The organism is Vibrio sp. 2096 (genome assembly GCF_033339595.1).
Classification (GTDB): Bacteria; Pseudomonadota; Gammaproteobacteria; order Enterobacterales; family Vibrionaceae; genus Vibrio; species Vibrio alginolyticus.
The window spans coordinates 392,210-409,738 of the sequence record NZ_JAWOUX010000003.1; the positions used below are offsets into that span (position 1 = coordinate 392,210).

General features: G+C 43.9%; 16 protein-coding genes and 1 pseudogene. 13 read left to right on the forward strand and 4 right to left on the reverse strand.

All coding sequences use genetic code 11. The annotated features are described in order from the left end of the window. The first annotated feature begins 640 nt into the window (after positions 1 to 640). Complete coding sequence (locus R7Q41_RS07920; RefSeq protein ID WP_025998672.1) at positions 641 to 1,621, forward strand: chemotaxis protein; 981 nt, start codon at positions 641 to 643, stop codon at positions 1,619 to 1,621. A gap of 49 nt (positions 1,622 to 1,670) precedes the next feature. On the opposite strand, the pseudogene R7Q41_RS07925 reads toward R7Q41_RS07920, so the two are convergent. Further along, a pseudogene (locus R7Q41_RS07925) lies at positions 1,671 to 2,200 on the reverse strand (prepilin-type N-terminal cleavage/methylation domain-containing protein). 444 nt (positions 2,201 to 2,644) lie between these two features. Here R7Q41_RS07925 and R7Q41_RS07930 point away from each other — a divergent pair. The 4 genes from R7Q41_RS07930 to R7Q41_RS07945 all read left to right on the forward strand — a co-directional run bounded on the left by R7Q41_RS07930 (position 2,645) and on the right by R7Q41_RS07945 (position 5,499). Then, positions 2,645 to 3,367, forward strand: a complete 723-nt coding sequence (locus R7Q41_RS07930; RefSeq protein ID WP_005390054.1) for a sulfite exporter TauE/SafE family protein — start codon at positions 2,645 to 2,647, stop codon at positions 3,365 to 3,367. 103 nt (positions 3,368 to 3,470) lie between these two features. After that, positions 3,471 to 4,376: an EamA family transporter RarD gene (gene rarD / locus R7Q41_RS07935; protein ID WP_318109243.1), complete on the forward strand. Its 906-nt coding sequence runs from the start codon at positions 3,471 to 3,473 to the stop codon at positions 4,374 to 4,376. Positions 4,377 to 4,585: 209 nt separating this feature from the next. Then, positions 4,586 to 4,972: an MAPEG family protein gene (locus tag R7Q41_RS07940; protein WP_005376510.1), complete on the forward strand. Its 387-nt coding sequence runs from the start codon at positions 4,586 to 4,588 to the stop codon at positions 4,970 to 4,972. Further along, positions 4,966 to 5,499: a DNA mismatch repair protein gene (locus R7Q41_RS07945; protein WP_154204318.1), complete on the forward strand. Its 534-nt coding sequence runs from the start codon at positions 4,966 to 4,968 to the stop codon at positions 5,497 to 5,499. Before R7Q41_RS07940 ends, R7Q41_RS07945 begins: the two co-directional genes overlap by 7 nt. Before the next feature lie 284 nt (positions 5,500 to 5,783). Here the strand turns inward: R7Q41_RS07945 and R7Q41_RS07950 are convergent, their stop codons facing one another. Then, on the reverse strand, positions 5,784 to 7,148 hold the full coding sequence (locus R7Q41_RS07950; protein WP_318109241.1) for an endonuclease/exonuclease/phosphatase family protein: 1,365 nt from the start codon (positions 7,146 to 7,148) through the stop codon (positions 5,784 to 5,786). 394 nt (positions 7,149 to 7,542) lie between these two features. Between R7Q41_RS07950 and R7Q41_RS07955 the strand changes: the two genes are divergently transcribed. Continuing rightward, positions 7,543 to 7,857 (forward strand): DMT family transporter, encoded by a 315-nt coding sequence (locus tag R7Q41_RS07955; protein ID WP_005376506.1) that lies wholly within the window; start codon positions 7,543 to 7,545, stop codon positions 7,855 to 7,857. Between the two features lie 79 nt (positions 7,858 to 7,936). Here R7Q41_RS07955 and R7Q41_RS07960 read toward each other — a convergent pair whose 3' ends face one another. Then, on the reverse strand, positions 7,937 to 8,842 hold the full coding sequence (locus R7Q41_RS07960; protein WP_005376505.1) for a DMT family transporter: 906 nt from the start codon (positions 8,840 to 8,842) through the stop codon (positions 7,937 to 7,939). 168 nt (positions 8,843 to 9,010) lie between these two features. On the opposite strand from R7Q41_RS07960, the gene R7Q41_RS07965 reads away from it, so the two are divergent. The 3 genes from R7Q41_RS07965 (at position 9,011) to R7Q41_RS07975 (ending at position 11,684) form a co-directional block, all read left to right on the forward strand. Beyond that, positions 9,011 to 9,469: an NUDIX hydrolase gene (locus R7Q41_RS07965; protein WP_191115916.1), complete on the forward strand. Its 459-nt coding sequence runs from the start codon at positions 9,011 to 9,013 to the stop codon at positions 9,467 to 9,469. Positions 9,470 to 9,573: 104 nt separating this feature from the next. After that, on the forward strand, positions 9,574 to 10,146 hold the full coding sequence (locus R7Q41_RS07970; RefSeq protein WP_318144454.1) for a GNAT family N-acetyltransferase: 573 nt from the start codon (positions 9,574 to 9,576) through the stop codon (positions 10,144 to 10,146). A gap of 125 nt (positions 10,147 to 10,271) precedes the next feature. Beyond that, positions 10,272 to 11,684: a coniferyl aldehyde dehydrogenase gene (locus tag R7Q41_RS07975; RefSeq protein WP_132937213.1), complete on the forward strand. Its 1,413-nt coding sequence runs from the start codon at positions 10,272 to 10,274 to the stop codon at positions 11,682 to 11,684. A gap of 175 nt (positions 11,685 to 11,859) precedes the next feature. Here R7Q41_RS07975 and R7Q41_RS07980 read toward each other — a convergent pair whose 3' ends face one another. After that, the gene (locus tag R7Q41_RS07980) at positions 11,860 to 12,339 is read right to left on the reverse strand and encodes an aminoacyl-tRNA deacylase (RefSeq protein ID WP_005376501.1); all 480 of its coding nucleotides are present in this window, start codon (positions 12,337 to 12,339) and stop codon (positions 11,860 to 11,862) included. Between the two features lie 156 nt (positions 12,340 to 12,495). Here R7Q41_RS07980 and R7Q41_RS07985 point away from each other — a divergent pair, with 156 nt between their 5' ends. The 4 genes from R7Q41_RS07985 (at position 12,496) to R7Q41_RS08000 (ending at position 17,497) form a co-directional block, all read left to right on the forward strand. Next, the gene (locus R7Q41_RS07985; RefSeq protein WP_318144455.1) at positions 12,496 to 14,037 is read left to right on the forward strand and encodes a glutamate synthase-related protein; all 1,542 of its coding nucleotides are present in this window, start codon (positions 12,496 to 12,498) and stop codon (positions 14,035 to 14,037) included. A gap of 186 nt (positions 14,038 to 14,223) precedes the next feature. Then, positions 14,224 to 16,398: a catalase/peroxidase HPI gene (katG, locus tag R7Q41_RS07990; protein WP_206958812.1), complete on the forward strand. Its 2,175-nt coding sequence runs from the start codon at positions 14,224 to 14,226 to the stop codon at positions 16,396 to 16,398. 174 nt (positions 16,399 to 16,572) lie between these two features. After that, the gene (locus tag R7Q41_RS07995; RefSeq protein ID WP_005376498.1) at positions 16,573 to 17,025 is read left to right on the forward strand and encodes an antitoxin Xre/MbcA/ParS toxin-binding domain-containing protein; all 453 of its coding nucleotides are present in this window, start codon (positions 16,573 to 16,575) and stop codon (positions 17,023 to 17,025) included. A gap of 1 nt (position 17,026) precedes the next feature. After that, positions 17,027 to 17,497: an RES family NAD+ phosphorylase gene (locus R7Q41_RS08000; protein WP_005376497.1), complete on the forward strand. Its 471-nt coding sequence runs from the start codon at positions 17,027 to 17,029 to the stop codon at positions 17,495 to 17,497. Positions 17,498 to 17,529: the final 32 nt, after the last annotated feature.

Consider the following 17,529-nt stretch of genomic DNA (forward strand, 5'->3'; position numbering starts at 1 on the left):
CAGCGCAATTGGATGAATAGGATTGTAGGAAAAACCTTGCTAAGAGGAAGGAAAATGACTCTTTCCAAAAGTGAAAATCAGTGTCTTGATTATGGGAATAGCGATGTCAGGTATTGAAATACCTAGTGATAGGATGATTACTTAAAACTTACGCTGACAGAAAACTAACAAACTGAAAGTATTCTTTCAGTGTTCTATGCCTTCAGATTTTCTTGTGATGTTTCTAGCGCTTCGATTTAAACCCGTGTGTTAGCAAGCGCAGTTTTATACCAAGCCACTTGAAGAGAGCTTGTTCTACACCAGGCATGAGCACGGTAGCCAACTTTGCACTGATATCTGTTGGATAGGTTTGGCTATTGACGCTGAACATTACTTCAAATTATTTCTAAACTTTTCATTGACTCTGCCGCTAAAAGTGGAGGTGTTAATTCGCACTTTGGCCACTCATAATGTCGTGTTCAAAAATGAGACAATTTTACATGGTTTGGTATGGAAATGTGCGTTAGCCGTCCTTTTGATGGTTTACAAATTTTGTTGTAACGACTACAAAGGACTTTTGGATTTTTAGCCAGAGAACGGCTTCTCATGGCGTTTGCATCAAACTTTTCTGATGCGTATTTTTGGTTGGATAATTGGCTTTATGAGTAACGTAACCAGCACCATTTTGACAGAAAGTGGTACCAATGAGCTTGAAATCATCGAGTTTCATTTAGAAAAAACATTGCCAGATGGCAGCACAAAAACTTGTTATTACGGCATTAACGTTGCGAAAGTACGAGAAGTGATTCGCGTGCCAGAAACAACCGATTATCCAAACGCACAACCTCATATGATTGGTGTGTTCTCATCCAGAGATGTACTGACGCCTTTAGTGGATTTAGCTGGTTGGTTAGGTGTGCCAACACGACAAGATCTGGAGCGCAAGTTTGTAATCGTTACGGATTTCAACAAAATGACCAATGGCTTCTTAATTGACAGCATTTCGCGTATTCATCGTATCTCTTGGAATGATGTGGAATCACCAAGTCAGTTTTTGGAAGCGGGCGAACAAGACTGTGTAGTGGCCGTTGTCCGTAAAGAAGGCAACCTGATCATGATTCTCGACTTTGAAAAAATCATCGCAGACATCAACCCAGAACTGAGTATGGAAAAGTACGATGTGAAAGGGGACAAGTCGGTGGATCTCAACCAGAGAATGGTCGGTAAGCGTAATGCTAAAACGATCATGGTGGTGGATGACTCAGCATTTATTCGCTCTTTGATCCAAGATACATTAGCTTCTTCAGGCTACAATGTGATCACATGTAAAGACGGTGGTGAGGCGCATGAGAAGTTGATGAGCTTGATCGAGGTTGCGAAAGAAGAAAACTTGCCAGTTAAAGAGCTATTAGATGCGGTGGTTACGGACGTAGAAATGCCTCGAATGGATGGTATGCACTTAGTGAAGAGACTACGAGATACCGAAGCGTTTCATGAAATGCCGATCATTATGTTCTCGTCATTGATGAGTGAGGATAACCGAGCGAAAGCACTATCTCTTGGCGCAAATGATACGATTACCAAGCCAGAGATTGGCCGCATGGTGAATATGATGGATAAATACGTGTTTAACTTTGCGTAAAAAACCGATCAGATGAAACAAATAAGGCTGCCGATTGGCAGCCTTATTTTTATTGAGGGCAGGGAAGAATATCTAAGGTGTAACTCTCGTTTGGAGTCTGCGGTGGCCCATATAAAATTCCACATTGTGTAAGGCTAGCTCTTTTTTCGTCGGCTGCAGCAATGACCATTTCGCGAGTTGTTGAACCAGCCGGGTGATGAAATGTTTTCCAATCCGAGTCTTCTTCATTCAGTCCTTGCACGAGTAACTTCATCGATTCGCTATCAGAATCAGGATATCCATATAAAAAAACACAGCGCTTTGAACCACCAATATTACAGCCGTCAAATGGTAAATCTGCCATTAAAGCACTGTCTACGAAGTTTGAAACGTAAGGCTTGCTTTCCAATCCCGCAATCGCCATTTCCCATAACCGACGCCTAATGCTGACGCAATAGCGCCTTTCATTCCTTCCAAACGAGCTTCACGTGCATCACTTTGAAGGTTTAAAAAGCGTGGCGCGGCAGTGACAGCAAGAATACCGAGCACGACAATAACTACGACTAACTCTATTAGAGTAAATCCCGTTTGTTTTTTCATATTATTTTCACAGCAAGTTAAAGGTAGAAAAACACTGACCGTACACTTGTTTATTGTGTAAATAAGCACGGTAATGATAAATCAATCAGTAGTATAAAGAGGTGAGTTGTAAAGTGCTATACCGACGCCGCACTAATTGACTGAATCCATTAAATGCAATGGAGAATTCACGGGTCTAATTCTGCTAGATTTTAAGAGGTCATTAATTCCGCTGAAGAAATGCTGCGTGAACAGGCGAGCATGAATCCTCTTCGATGTAAGCAAACATGTACATCAGCGGAATGAAATACAAAATGCAAATGAGGGCGAACCGCACAAATGGATTGTCTTTTTATTCACTTTGATGAATGCTACGCGGAATTCATATCGCAGTATGCCTGAGGTATTCACCATGTGAATGTGCTTTGGTTTTGTGTTTATTTTTCAAATATAAGAATAATCTAAATGGAATTCGATTCGATAAACTTCCTTGCAATAGGTTTGATATTTCTTGGTTCTTATGTCCAGACCGCAATCGGTTTTGGCTTGGCTATTGTTGCCGCACCTTTACTGATTCTTTGGGCGCCAGAATATGTTCCTGCGCCAATCTGTTTAGTCGCGTTATTTATTTCGTTGATGAATGCGATGAAGCACCGCAGTAGTGTTGAAATCGGCGGCTTAAAGATGGCGTTGATTGGGCGAGTGCCGGGATCAATTGCTGGTGGCTTGCTACTCTTTTTTGTATCTACACAAACTCTCACGCTTTGGATTGGTTTGTTGGTGCTGTTTGCAGTCTTGGTGAGTGTTTTACCGTTTCGGGTTGAGCCTACGCCTTCGCGTATGACATGTGCTGGCTTCTTTTCTGGGTTGTTTGGTACCAGTTCTGCGATTGGAGGCCCTCCGATGGCGTTATTGTTGCAGCATCAAGAAGCAAATCAGTTACGCGGCAACTTATCGGCTTTTTTTGTTTTCAGTTCGATTATTTCACTAATAGTACAAATCCCAGTGGGCTTCTTCACATTGCATCATTTGGTCATTACTATTCCTCTATTACCTGCTGCGGCGCTTGGTTACTGGCTAGCAATGAAAACTACCCAGTCGTTACCAAAAGAAAAGATTCGGTTTGGGGCACTTATGTTGTGTTTTGTGAGTGGCTTTACCGCCGTCGTACAAGCGTTGAGCCAATAATGCCATCTGCATCATAAAGTCACTGCGGGATTGCATTCCTTTTTATGTATGGCGGACTTGTTTACTTACGCCAAATTTGGTCGTTTAGATGGGCGATAGTTTTATGAATAACACTCGTTATGGCACTTTTATGGCAGCATTCTCCTTTGTGATCTGGGGATTGCTACCAATTTATTATCGTTATTTACCAAATGCTTCTATGGATGAGTTGCTAGCATGGCGAATCATTGGGTCTGTACCTGTCGGGTTTCTAATTGTACTTGGGATAACCCGTCGAGGGCTGAATTGGAAAGAAATCTGGCTTGATAAAAAGTCCTTGTGGTACACGTTTGTGGCGAGCAGTTTGATGTGTATTTCTTGGAGTGCGTTCACTTGGGCTTTGACCCATCATCGGGTCATTGATGCCAGCTTAGGCTTCTTTATTGGACCATTAGTATCTGTTGCGCTGGGCGTATTTGTTCTTGGGGATAGGCTCTCAAAAGGCAAACTTATTGCAATAGTGCTGGCAACAATTGGTGTTATGTATCAAGTGATTCACTATGGTCAGCTGCCCGTTATCGCACTAACGATGGGGTTGTTCTTTGCTTTGTATGGGCTTTACAAGAAGAAGATAAATTATGACTGGAGTACAACCTTGTTTGTTGAGGCGTTGTTACTGACTCCAGTTGCACTCGCATATTTGCTCTATAAACAATGGGCAACTGGTGAACTGGCTTCGGGCACAGATACCACAACATTGCTTTTGTATTTTGGCAGTGCACCTATCACACTTTTACCACTTGTATTTTATTCTATCGCAATACGTATAACTAATTTATCAACCGTCGGTCTAATGCAATACATCGAGCCAAGCTTGCAGTTTGTGTTGGCAGTTATGTTTTTTGGCGAGTTGTTTGACGAAGTGAAAGCGGTGACCTTTGCATTTATTTGGGTAGGGCTGTTGTTCACAATTTTTGAAAGTATTATCAAAGGGCATCGGCGCAAAAAGCTGGTCAAACACCCCTTATAGTGGTTTCAATATTCTCACATATTAGCTTCTTTATTCTTATGCCCTCCATTCGAGGGCATTTTTAATGTCATGAAGCATTGGCTTTCGTTTTTTGCCCGAATAGAAATCATAACTTGAGATTATTTGACGCATTATCATAATGATACCGCTATAGTTATAGCCAAGTGACACGCTTATATAAGTGAAAACCAGATCAAGAAGGACGACATATGATCACTGCTCTGTATGCCAACATTCTCGCAATACTCATTATTTGGTTGGCTGTTCAAGTAATTAAGCAACGTCGCTTAAATCAAATTGCTTATGCCGATGGTGGGGTAGAGGCTCTACAAATTGCTCGTAGTGCCCAGAGTAATGCGACAGAATATATCCCCATCACCCTGATTTTAATGGCACTTTTAGAATTTAATAGTGCTTACCCAACATGGATACATCTCACCGGTATTATTTTTGTAATTGGTCGAGTTATTCATGCTAAAGGCATATTGAAAAAAGACTTGAAAAAGCGCATTAGAGGGATGCAGGTGACATTTCTGGTGATACTTTCATTGGTTGTGTTAAATATGATTTACCTGCCATACGATAAGTTATGGTAAGTCTGCGACGTTACATTCCACCACCTTGGGTACTCGTTCTGATTGGATTAGTACTGAATATTGGCGCGATCATCGTTACTAGCTTAGTCCTTGATAAGTTGGGTAAACAGCACTCGCAGCTCGCAGAGCAAACAGCAGAAAACTTGTATTCCATCCAACTCGCATGGAACAGTGTGGAAACCCTAGAAAGGAAAAGAGAAGCTTTACTGCTGCATGTGCACATAAGTCAGAGCATAGCGATACCTTTAGAGCTAGAAGAGGTATTAGCAGGGCATTTATCTTCTTGGGTTCACAACGAGTCGGATGAAATACAAATTGATCAACTTCCGCAACTAATGTCAAAGATAAATCAGGCACAAGCTTCGTATAGAGACCGCATCGATAATTACTACATTGAGAATGTAGAGCTCAATGAGATAATGGCAAAGCAGGATGAAAAGATCGCTTGGTACAAGAATATCGGACTCTTCTTGCAAGTATTCGGACTTGCGTTAATCCTTGCACGCGACTTAGCTAGGAAGCAATAAAAGCAAGAGCTAAAGATCAGGTTTATTGCGAAATGCCAATGGTAGTTTGCAAATTGCAATTTATTCTGTGAGCAAACAGTAGCTATTGGTTAAGTTTTAATGAAAGTGATTAAATAACAACCTGTTTTTGTGCGCTGAAAAGTTGGCACGTCTCATGCTTTAGTATGAGTGACCCTTTCTAAGCCGAGGGTCACCTAGCCAACTGACGTTGTTAGTGAACCATCTTGTTCACAAATATATACAGCCAATCACGACTCCTTGTGGTTGGCTTTTTTTTATGCAGTCTAGAACTGTGCTTTAATCCAGATCATGCGATGGTCGGAAGATACATCCTTACCATCACCATACTTACCGATACGTGCATCGTTAAATAGTTTACGGCCTTCTTCATAAGACGCTGACCAGTACACACCAGAGTCTATTACATTCAAATTTGCTGAAGGCAAGGCATAGTCTACCCCTAAGCCAAACGTTGAAGTGATGCGATTCGGATATGGGTGAGTTGAACTGCGGTCAACAGCGTGTTCAGCTGCACCAAAGCTTGTTGGGTAAAGCTCACCATTCATCACGGTTTGGTTAACCAATGGATCGTTGTGCAGCTCTTGCATTACAGAGCTAATACCGTCACCAGCCACTGGATCAAGGTTTTGATCACCCATCATTACGAATTTAGCGCCGTTCGTTAAGCCACCTGTTTTACCCGCATCGTCGTAAAAATAGTCTTTGCCTTGAATGTAATGATGCCAAAACTCCACTTCTGCTGCGTTTTGCGCTTTGTTTTTACCGGTGTCGAATACTGGTGGAGTAGGATGAGACATCAACAAGTGTACAACTTCCTCGCCATTGCGAGTTGGAATGATGATTGGCGCGTCGACGTGATTTTTCGAAGATAGACGCACTTGATCCCATTCTTCCGCTGAGTACCATTCATCACCACACTTCATGCCGTCTGGAATCTTTTGCGAACCGTCACAGATAGTAATGGTTGGAATTGTCGCACCTTCCATATCTTTCCACTTAAATGCTTGGAATGTACGTGTGTTTGCTGTGTCAATTTTATACTTAGACATAAGGGCAAATGCATATTGACCATGGTACATGCCAAAGCCCCATGCATCACCTGGCATTTGACCTGCGGTTCCGTTGTTGTCAAGATCAAACTCACTCAACAACCCTGTATTGGTTGAATAAGATTCAGCATAAGGGTATTCAATAGGCTCAAGGTTTGCTTCACCGCCCGCGCCATCGATACTTTGCGCGACAGACAAGTAGTTCTTCTGGAATCCTTCAATGGCTGCTTTGTTTTCACCTGTTCCATCGTTGTTGTATTCCGCCATCATGAGAACATCAGGACGATTCTTTTGAATGATTGCTGCAACGTTACGAATTTGAATGACTTTTTCCGCAGTGGTTTTGTCTTCGGATGCGATTGAACCGTCTAAATAAGAGGTGACCAACGCAGCTTGCTGCGTTGGTTCAATTTGCATTTCATCTACCAAAGTTTCGAAGGTAGCGCGGTCAAAAGAGAGGTTGTAAGTCGCTATTTTTACTTCTTTAGGCTGAACATTGACGTATTCAGTATCGTCATTACATCCAGATAGTAGAGCGGCGCCAACAAGGACAGCGATAGAGGTTTTGATTGCTTTCATGGGTACGTCATACCTTATAATTAATTCGGCTGAATATTAAAGTCATCAGTCATTGTTTTAAGCGATATTAGTCACACAAACGTTTTCATATTTACATGTTCAATTAGTTTTTGTGTGATTTGTGCAATAAATACAACACTTTCAACACCAGAAGGTTATATGTAAATTGTTAAAAAACGGTGTCGTTATTGATGCGAAATAGAGAGTCCGCCACCGTTAAAAAGAAAAGCGTAGAATTTAAGCGTGCATGAGATGTTTGAGTTGTATGCTTATCGCCGTGTTTTATTTTTTATGTTTAAATTTCTGTATATAATAAGCAGTCAATCAGAAGTGAGGACGACCTCACCGCTCTATCTTTTCTCGGGGACGACCCCATCTCGTTGGGAAATGTGACATGGCTTGGGGAATTCTCTTCATTGCGGGCTTGTGTGAAATCGCATGGGCTGTCGGTCTTAAATATTCACAAGGGTTTACCAAATTCGGTGCTTCGGCATTCACTATTGTCTTTATGTTATTGAGCTTTTGGTTGCTTGGCATTGCGTTAAGAACCTTGCCTTTAGGCATTGCTTATGGCGTATGGGTAGGGATTGGCGCAATAGGCACGGCAGTCGTGAGTATTTATCTGTTCAATGAGCCAGCAACACTTATCAAAGCCTTAAGCTTGCTAATGATTGTCGCTGGTATCGCAGGGTTAAAAATATCAGCTTAACGTTAGGCTAAACACAAAACAGCCAGAGTCACTCTGGCTGTTTTTCTAAATGTCGTGTTTACGGTTCTAGGTAGGTATATCAAGCGTTGCGCTTAATAAAAGGTAACCGTAAGTGATGACCAAACGCATTAATTAATGCGCCTGTAACAATCAGACCGCCACCGACGTACGTCCAAATGATCGGAACCTCGCCAAAGAAAATGATGCCCAACAACACAGAAAATACGATCTGGATATACGAATAAGCGGAGGCTTTACCCGCTTGTTGAGTTTGCATCGCTTTGGTTAACCCCAATTGTCCAATTTGGGTAAAGACACCAACTAGAACCAACATGAAAGTCAGATATAGATCGGGCATTACAAAATCGTCGCCAATCAGTAAGAGTGAAGCGGGGAGAGCAACCAACGGGAAATAGAAAATGATCACTGAGCTGTCTTCTGTCTGACTCAGTTTTCTGACAATGACGTAGGCAATTGAGCTACCAAATGCGCCTAAGATCGCAATCATGACGCTAAACATTGGTAAAGCGCTATCTGAGCCTTGCCCCGTTTCTGGGCTTACCATGATATAGATGCCGAGTAAGCACAACGCAATACAAAGGAAAGTTGACGGCTGGATGCGCTCTTTCAAGAAAAATACGGCGAGTAGTGCAGTAAATACCGGATGAATATATTGGAATATCGTCGCTTCTGCCAAAGGTAAGGTGGTCACTGAATAATATACACACATCAGAGCCATCGTACCCACAGCACCGCGTGCAAATAGTAATGGCTTATTATTGCCCCATACAGAAATTCGTTTTCGCTTTACATCGAAATAACTAATGATAAGTGAAACGAGCGCTCTTGCTGCAACGATTTCAAAAACGGGGATACCGTAGTTGCCGACGTGCTTTACTGTAGCCGACATCAGAGCAAAGCCGAACGCGGAAAGCACCATAAAGCGCACACCGATGGGAATCATAGTATTGAATGAATTGGACATTTTACTGCTCATTTGTTGCGACAGATCTCACTTTAGCATACTTAGTTAGCGATTAAATCCTCTCAACTCAAACACTTCTGTCGACAAGATGAATAAACAGTAGAATACGTAGCAATTAATCTGCCTCTCTCAGCGTAACAATAAAAACTCGATATTTAAGGAGCTTACATGATCCCGATAAAAGCAACGCATGTTTCAGGCGTTGTCATTTCAAAAATTGATGGCATAGAAAAAATGCTGTTACTCAAACGCGTAAAAGGTGGCTATTGGTGCCATGTTGCAGGTGGTATCGAAGCGGGTGAAGCCGGGTGGCAAACCATTTTAAGAGAGTTAAAAGAAGAGACACTAATTGACCAAGTTGAGTTACATACAGCAGACTTTCTAGAGCAGTTCTACGAAGCAAAAAATAACCTTATCATGGTTATCCCATGTTTTGTGCTATTTTGTCCGCCTAACCAATCAGTTGTTCTTAACGAAGAGCATACAGAGTATCGCTGGTGTACGCTTGAAGAAGCTAAGCAGCTGGCTCCGTTTGCCAATCAGCATCACCTATATGAACATGTATGGAAACATTATGTAGATGTGGCATCACTAACGCCATTTACGCTGATCGATCAAAAGGGCTAAATGAACGGCAACGGCTTTGATTAGTTTTTATAGAGAGGTTTGTTCTCATAAAATGAAGCGTTAGGATTTGCGCTGAGCGTTCACAATAAAAAGGAATAACATCTATGGATGAAGTCACATGCCAAGAGGCGTATCAAGGAAATCACTTACAGAAGCGTTTTTCCGTCTCGCAAAGGGTCTCAATTGAGCCCCTCAACACGAAACACGCGTCCGCTTTACTAGAAGTTGTGAACACTCACCGAGAGAGCCTTGAGGGCTATCTACCTTGGACGGATTCTGTCACGAATCATAGAGAGGCCGTTAACTACATTTCCCAGCGAGTGAACAGTAACGCGCTGGATTCCCACTGGTGTGCAATTTATTTTGATGAGCAGCTTACGGGTGTTATTGGCATTAAAGGTGTGGATTCACATACGCGTGTTACTGAAATTGGCTACTGGCTTGCCAACAATGGGCGAGGCCATCGTGTGATTGATCAAGTGCTCGCAGTATTGATCCCTTTTTTGAAGCAGAAAGGGCACGCACAATTCATTCAGTTCCATTGTATGGAAGATAACATCGCTAGCATCAATATTGCTGAGCGTGCAGGCGCCACATTAAAAGAATACGTTGATCATGAGTTCGATATGCTTGACCGCTCTCAACGACTAGGCATTTATGAACTACGTTTGATGTAGTATCCACCCCAGAGATATTTTAATCAGAGTTCGAACTCTAACTTCACGAGCGCTACAATAGTAACATTGTTGCGCTCGTGTTAACTTGGGGCGTCATTGGTAGAAACTAGGCTAGGAGAAGCATCATGAACGCAATCACAGAGGTTGAAGTAGATAACTTGTTACAGCAAAGCCTCGGACGCTTAAAAGCGGCATATGCAGCCGAGCCTTATCCTAGTTTGGATGAACGTAAACAGCGCCTCGTTTTGTTAAAAAAATCGCTGCTTGAGAACAAACAAGCTTTGGTTGAAGCGTTAAGTGACGATTTTGGCTATCGCTCAGAATTTGATACCGCCATGACCGACGTTTTGCCAACGGTCTCGCATATTAATTATACCCTCAAACGACTAAAAAAATGGTGCAAACCCAGCAAGCGCGAATCCGGCTTATTGCTCGCACCTTCTAAAGTCACCGTTCAGTATCAACCGTTAGGTGTCGTCGGGATCATTTCACCGTGGAACTTTCCTGTGATTTTGAGCCTTGCGCCTTTAGTGACAGCATTGGCTGCTGGCAACCGCGTGATGATGAAGCTCAGCGAATTTACGCCAAAAACCAATAAAGTCATCGTCGATATTTGCCGTGGGTTGTCTGAGTATGTCGAAGTTTTTGAGGGTGAAGCAGACGTCGCACAAGCATTCAGCCAACTGCCATTCGATCACCTTTTGTTCACGGGTTCTACGAGTGTTGGTCGCGCAGTGGCAAAAGCGGCAGCGGAAAACCTTACCCCGGTGACGTTAGAGTTGGGTGGAAAGTCCCCGGTGATCATTGCAAAAGATGCAGACATGAAGAAAGCCGTTGATGCTATCTTGTTTGGTAAATGCATTAATGCAGGCCAGATTTGTGTCGCGCCTGACTACGCATTTGTACCGCAAGAACGTGTCGAAGAGTTCATTTCGCTATTCTTAAAACGTTTTGAAAAGCTCTATTTAAAATCCAACAAGAATCAAAAGCTGACCCATATTGTCAACCAACGACAATATGATCGTTTGACTGCGCTACTTGAGGATGCAAAAGCGCAAGGTGCTAACCTTCACACTGTTGAAGCGTCGCCCCAAGAGGAACGACTTCTGTATCCTCATTTGGTCACGGATGTGTCGCCGAATATGCGAATCATGCAAGAGGAGATCTTCGGGCCATTTCTACCTGTTAAGCCCTACAATGCCGTTGATGAAGCGATTGACTACATTAATCAGCACCAAAGACCACTTGCGCTGTATGTTATGTCGGACGACAAATCGACCATCAAACATATTGTACGCAACACCCACAGTGGTGGCGTCGGCGTTAATGATACGGTTTTACATGTTGGCGCTGAAGATGCGCCTTTTGGTGGCGTTGGTGAATCGGGTATTGGGCATTATCACGGAGAGGAAGGATTCAGAACTTTTAGTCATGCGAAAACCATTCTTCACACACCGAAATGGTTGCCAAGAACGAGCGTATTAATGCGCCGTAGGGCTATGGCGATAAAAGCGATCCAAAAGATCTTTGTTCGATAATAATTATGATTTGATTGATAAAAAACCGCCCGAATAGGCGGTTTTTTGTTTCTATATGCTCTGAAACGCTGGGCACCAAAGTCCGAGAAACTTCCATCGCGTGCTACCAACAAAACAAAGAAAGGCTCTTGTTGAAAGAGCCTTGTTCAGGAAATGTCGAAATATCTTGGCAAGTTTAATGCAGAACTTCACTGCTGAATCTTAGATATCTACAGTCGTTCATCAGTTCTTTAAACGCCTTTCGGTCCAGCTTAATCAGAGTTTCATGATCGCCAGCTTCAAGGTAGACATGTTCCAAGTTTGCTAGTCTTTCATCGCAAACTGTCGACATGTGGTAAGGGCTACCAATCGGTGGAATAGCGCCGTGTTCACAATCGGTGAAGAGTCGGTAAACCATACGCTCTTTCACCAAGTGGAAGGTGGCATTAAATTCGTCGTTTAATCTCGACAAACTGATTTTGTTGTTGGCAGGTAAGACCGCCATCATATGACGCCCTTCATGATCCTCTAGAATCACACCTTTTGCGATATTCATTAAAGGCACACCTGCTGCAACACCACTTTGTAGCGAGCTATGACTGTGGCTGTGATTCACGGTTTGAAAGTGAATGTTATGCTCAGTCAAATATTCATCTAATCGGGTTGCAATAGTCATATAGCCTCCACGTGTATGAGACCCATAAAAAGTATAGGTTAGTCGGGCGACAATCGCGCATTTTACTCGGCGACACTGACGCTCTTTACGCTCCTGTTCTACGCTTATTGCAAGCCAGCGAGAAAGCATGGTTAACAATAATAAATAGGGGGCAACATGAGCAAGCCAATCATCGCTGATAACAAGCCGATCAAAGTAGAGTTGAAAGCTGGGCAAGAATATTACTTCTGCCGATGTGGGCGTTCTAAAAAACAACCTTACTGCGATGGGTCTCATTCGGGAACCGGCTTAAAGCCAATGAGCTTTAGTGCGGAAAAAGACGAAGATGCCTATCTCTGCCAATGTAAGCATACCGCCAATGCTCCTTTTTGTGATGGTACACACAAGCGATTTACCGCAGAGCAAGTCGGTAAAGAGGGACCGGAACAAAAGCGAGAGAAAAGAGACAAACCAACAGCGTCTGCTACTCAAGAAGAACCAACCCTCGAGTTTATCCACCAATTAGCGAGAGAAGGACTCTCTAAACTCGGTCATCATGGTCCGATGGCTGCAATGGGGGTTCCTAGGCATTTGCTACCACATTGGGATGCTATACAAATCATGGTGGCGCAAATGGCGACACAACCGTTGTTGGAAGACGTTCCTGTGTCTACCGAGTTGATTGTGGGACCAAACGCGCGTAAGCCGCTCAGACTCGCCATTCCTTTGTTGGTGTCGGACATGAGTTTTGGCGCACTTTCTGAAGAGGCGAAAATTGCACTAGCAAAAGGTGCAGAGTTGGCAGGGACTGGGATTTGCTCTGGTGAGGGTGGCATGTTACCGGAAGAGCAAGCCGCCAATTCACGGTATTTCTATGAGCTTGCTAGTGCTCAATTTGGCTACGACGAATCTAAGCTTCTTAATGTTCAGGCGTTTCACTTCAAAGGCGGGCAAGGAGCAAAAACGGGCACGGGTGGTCATCTGCCTGCAAATAAAAATGTAGGTAAGATCTCTCAGGTGAGAGGCATCCCCGAGGGACAACCAGCGATATCACCACCAACGTTCAAAGATCTTCACACTACTCACGATTTCAGAAAGTTTGCTGACAGAGTTCGTGGCATCACAGGCGGTATTCCAATTGGATTTAAACTCAGTGCCAACCATATTGAGCAAGACATTCAGTTTGCGCTTGATGCTGGGGCTGATTACATCATCTTAGATGGTCGCGGTGGTGGCACGGGTGCGGCGCCAACTATGTTCCGTGATCATATTAGTGTACCCACCATCCCTGCGTTAGCTCGTGCACGTAAGTACTTAGATGAAAAAGGCGTAAGTGACCGTGTCACATTAATCATCACCGGTGGGTTGCGAGTTCCTACGGATTTTGTCAAAGCGTTGGCACTTGGAGCAGACGGAGTAGCGATAGCAAACAGTGCGATGCAATCGATCGGTTGTGTCGCGGCTCGCATCTGCAACACCAATAATTGCCCGGCAGGCATTGCGACACAAAATGCCGATTTGAGGCAGCGTCTCGACGTTGAAAAGTCATCCCAGCAACTGAAAAATTTCTTCGAATCCTCGGTCGAGCTCATGCAAGTCATGGCGAGGGCGTGTGGTCATCACGCTCTGAATGAATTTAGTCATCATGATTTAGCGACCTGGGATCACAACATGGCGAGGCTGTCTGGGATTAAGTATTCAGGTATGGACTTAAACTGATCTCTATCCATATTTTCTACATATAGGTACATGTTTGATAACAATTATTTATTCGCTGAAATGTTTGAAATTTTGACTTGGCGTTAACTAAAAAAACAGTGTATGGACTACGCTGTTTGAGGTGGATATTCGATTTATTGAATAACAAAGAGTGGTTACCACAACCACGACACGAAGGAGCATTATATGAGCAAAGCAAACGGCGGTTCGGTAGGTAAATGTCCAGTTATGCATGGTGGGCAAACATCTACAGATAAGTCGGTGATGGATTGGTGGCCGAATGCCTTGAACTTAGACATCCTGCATCAACACGACTCCAAAACCAACCCATTTGGTCAGGACTTTAATTACAAAGAAGAACTGAAAAAGCTAGATGTCGAAGCACTTAAAAAAGATTTAAAAGATTTAATGACTGATAGCCAAGACTGGTGGCCTGCCGACTGGGGACACTACGGTGGTTTAATGATCCGAATGGCATGGCATGCAGCGGGCAGTTATCGTATTGCGGATGGCCGTGGCGGTGCTGCTACAGGCAACCAACGCTTTGCTCCTCTCAACTCTTGGCCAGATAACGCCAACCTCGATAAGGCTCGACGCCTTTTATGGCCAATCAAGAAAAAATATGGCAACAAACTAAGTTGGGCAGACCTGATTGTCCTTGCCGGTAACATGGCGTACGAATCCATGGGTTTTAAGACCTTTGGCTTTGCGTTTGGACGAGAGGACATTTGGCACCCAGAAAAAGACACTTACTGGGGCTCTGAGCAAGAATGGTTAGCCACAAGTGACGCTGATAACAGCCGCTACTCTGGTGAGCGAGATTTAGAAAACCCGCTTGCTGCAGTAATGATGGGTCTTATCTATGTGAACCCTGAAGGGGTAGACGGTAACCCAGATCCTCTCAAAACAGCACATGACATGCGAGTGACCTTTGCGCGAATGGCAATGAACGATGAAGAAACCGTCGCGCTCACAGCTGGTGGTCACACGGTGGGTAAGTGTCATGGTAATGGTGATGCCGCAAACCTTGGCCCAGAGCCCGAAGCAGCAGACGTTCATGAGCAAGGTCTTGGCTGGATTAATCACAAAACACGTGGTATTGGTCGTGACACGGTAACGAGTGGCATTGAAGGTGCTTGGACAACACACCCTACACAATGGGACTACGGATACTTCCACCTACTATTTAAGTATGACTGGGAACTGAAAAAGAGCCCAGCAGGTGCATGGCAATGGGAGCCAATCGACATTGAAGAAGAAGACAAGCCTGTCGATGTTGAAGACGGTTCTAAGCGCTACAATCCAATCATGACCGACGCCGATATGGCGCTCAAAATGGACCCTGAATATCGTAAGATTGCAGAAAAGTTCCAAAATGACCCTGCGTACTTTGATGACGTTTTTGCTCGTGCCTGGTTTAAGTTGACACACCGCGATCTAGGACCAAAATCATGTTATTTCGGCCCTGATGTGCCAAGCGAAGATCTTATTTGGCAAGACCCAACGCCCGCAGGTAAGGCAGACTACGATGTTGATTTAGTAAAAACAAAAATCGAAGCAAGTGGCCTATCCATTAGTGAGTTAGTAAGTACGGCGTGGGATAGTGCGCGTACTTACCGTGGCTCTGACCGCCGAGGCGGTGCAAATGGCGCGAGAATTCGCTTGGCTCCGCAAAAAGATTGGCAAGGGAACGAACCTGAACGTCTAAGCCGTGTTCTTGCTGTGCTAGAAAAAATAGCAGCAGAAGAGGGCTGTAGTGTTGCAGATGCTATCGTGCTTGCTGGTAACGTAGGTATTGAACTGGCTGCGCGTGCCGCAGGTCATGGTGTATCTGTGCCATTCGCGCCAGGCCGAGGTGATGCCACCCAAGAGATGACGGATGTTGAATCATTCGAAGTACTTGAGCCTGTTGCTGACGGTTTCCGGAATTGGTTGAAGAAAGACTACGCGGTTAAGCCAGAAGAGCTTTTATTAGATCGTGCTCAGCTTATGGGACTAACGGCGCCAGAAATGACGGTACTTATCGGTGGTATGCGCGTTCTAGGCAGTAACTACGGCGGTGGAAAAGAGGGCGTATTTACTGACCGAGTCGGCACTTTGTCGAATGATTTCTTCGTGAACCTTACTGACATGGCATATACGTGGAAACCAGTGAGTGCTAATCAATATGAAATCCGTGATCGTAAAACCGACGCTGTGAAGTGGACGGCTACTCGAGTGGATCTTGTCTTTGGTTCAAACTCGATCCTGCGTTCGTATGCGGAAGTGTATGCGCAAGATGATAATCAGGAAAAATTCATCCATGACTTCATCGCCGCATGGACGAAAGTCATGAACGCGGATCGTTTTGACTTGCAATAAGTGAAACGATGTTCATCGATAGATGCGTAAACAAAGTTGATGAATAAGTAAGAGAGGCGGGCGAAAAGCTCGCCTTTTTCTTTACCTATCTTTTTACTTTGATTGTTACTTTGATTGAAAGTTAAGCTCATTTGAACCATAATAAATGGACCATATGAACCATAGGAGCTTGATATGGCAACTGCAGCATTAAAAAGCTTCAAACCGAAACAACCTCATAAAGCCAATTTCTGGTTTATGTTGGGTATTGAAGACGCTGAAACAGGTCGCACTGATGCGGTTCACAAAGGCTTTGAGCCAAAGGTGTATCGCAATATTGTTGAGCGTGTGAAGCTTTCTCAGAGTGAGTTTCAAAACGTCACATTGATACCTGTCAGCACGGTTAAGCGTCGTCTAAAAAACGATGAACGCTTCAATACGCAAGAAAGTGATGCAATCTATCGATTAGCGATGTTATTGAAACTCGCGACAGAACTGTTTGACGACGAAGAGCGCGCGTTAAAATGGATGAGAGAGAATGTGTACGGCTTAGGTGGAAAACGTCCACTTGATATGGTCTCGACCACGGTGGATTTTGAAATCGTAAAAGATTTGATCGGCCGTTTAGAGCACGGGGTATTCTCGTAATATGAAGCTCTATCGTCTCACACAAAAGAAATTCGCTGACACGCCATTCAGCCCCGTTGGCGCAAAGTTGTTTGGAGGGCGATGGAATTCAAAAGGAACCGAAGCCCTCTACTTCTCTGAATCGGAATCCCTTTGCTCGTTGGAAGTATTTGTTCACGTAAACAACGATCCTGCTATCACCAAACTTTACGATTTATATCGTATTGAAATGCCAGAATACCTCATCGCCACCTTAGATGAAGAAGATCTCCCTGTGACGTGGCGAGCAATACCGGCGAGCGAGTCTACGCAGTACATTGGTGATCAGTTTCTCAATGATCCTCATCCAGAGTTTGCCGCGCTGCAAGTGCCTTCAACGATTTCACCTCGTGATAAAAACTATGTGGTGAATCCAAATCATCCCAAAATGAAAGAGATCATCAAGAAAGCCGAAAAGCTCGATTTCGCGTTTGATCCGCGAATTTTCAAATAGACGCGCTGGCTTTGTCTTGCTTTAAAGCATTC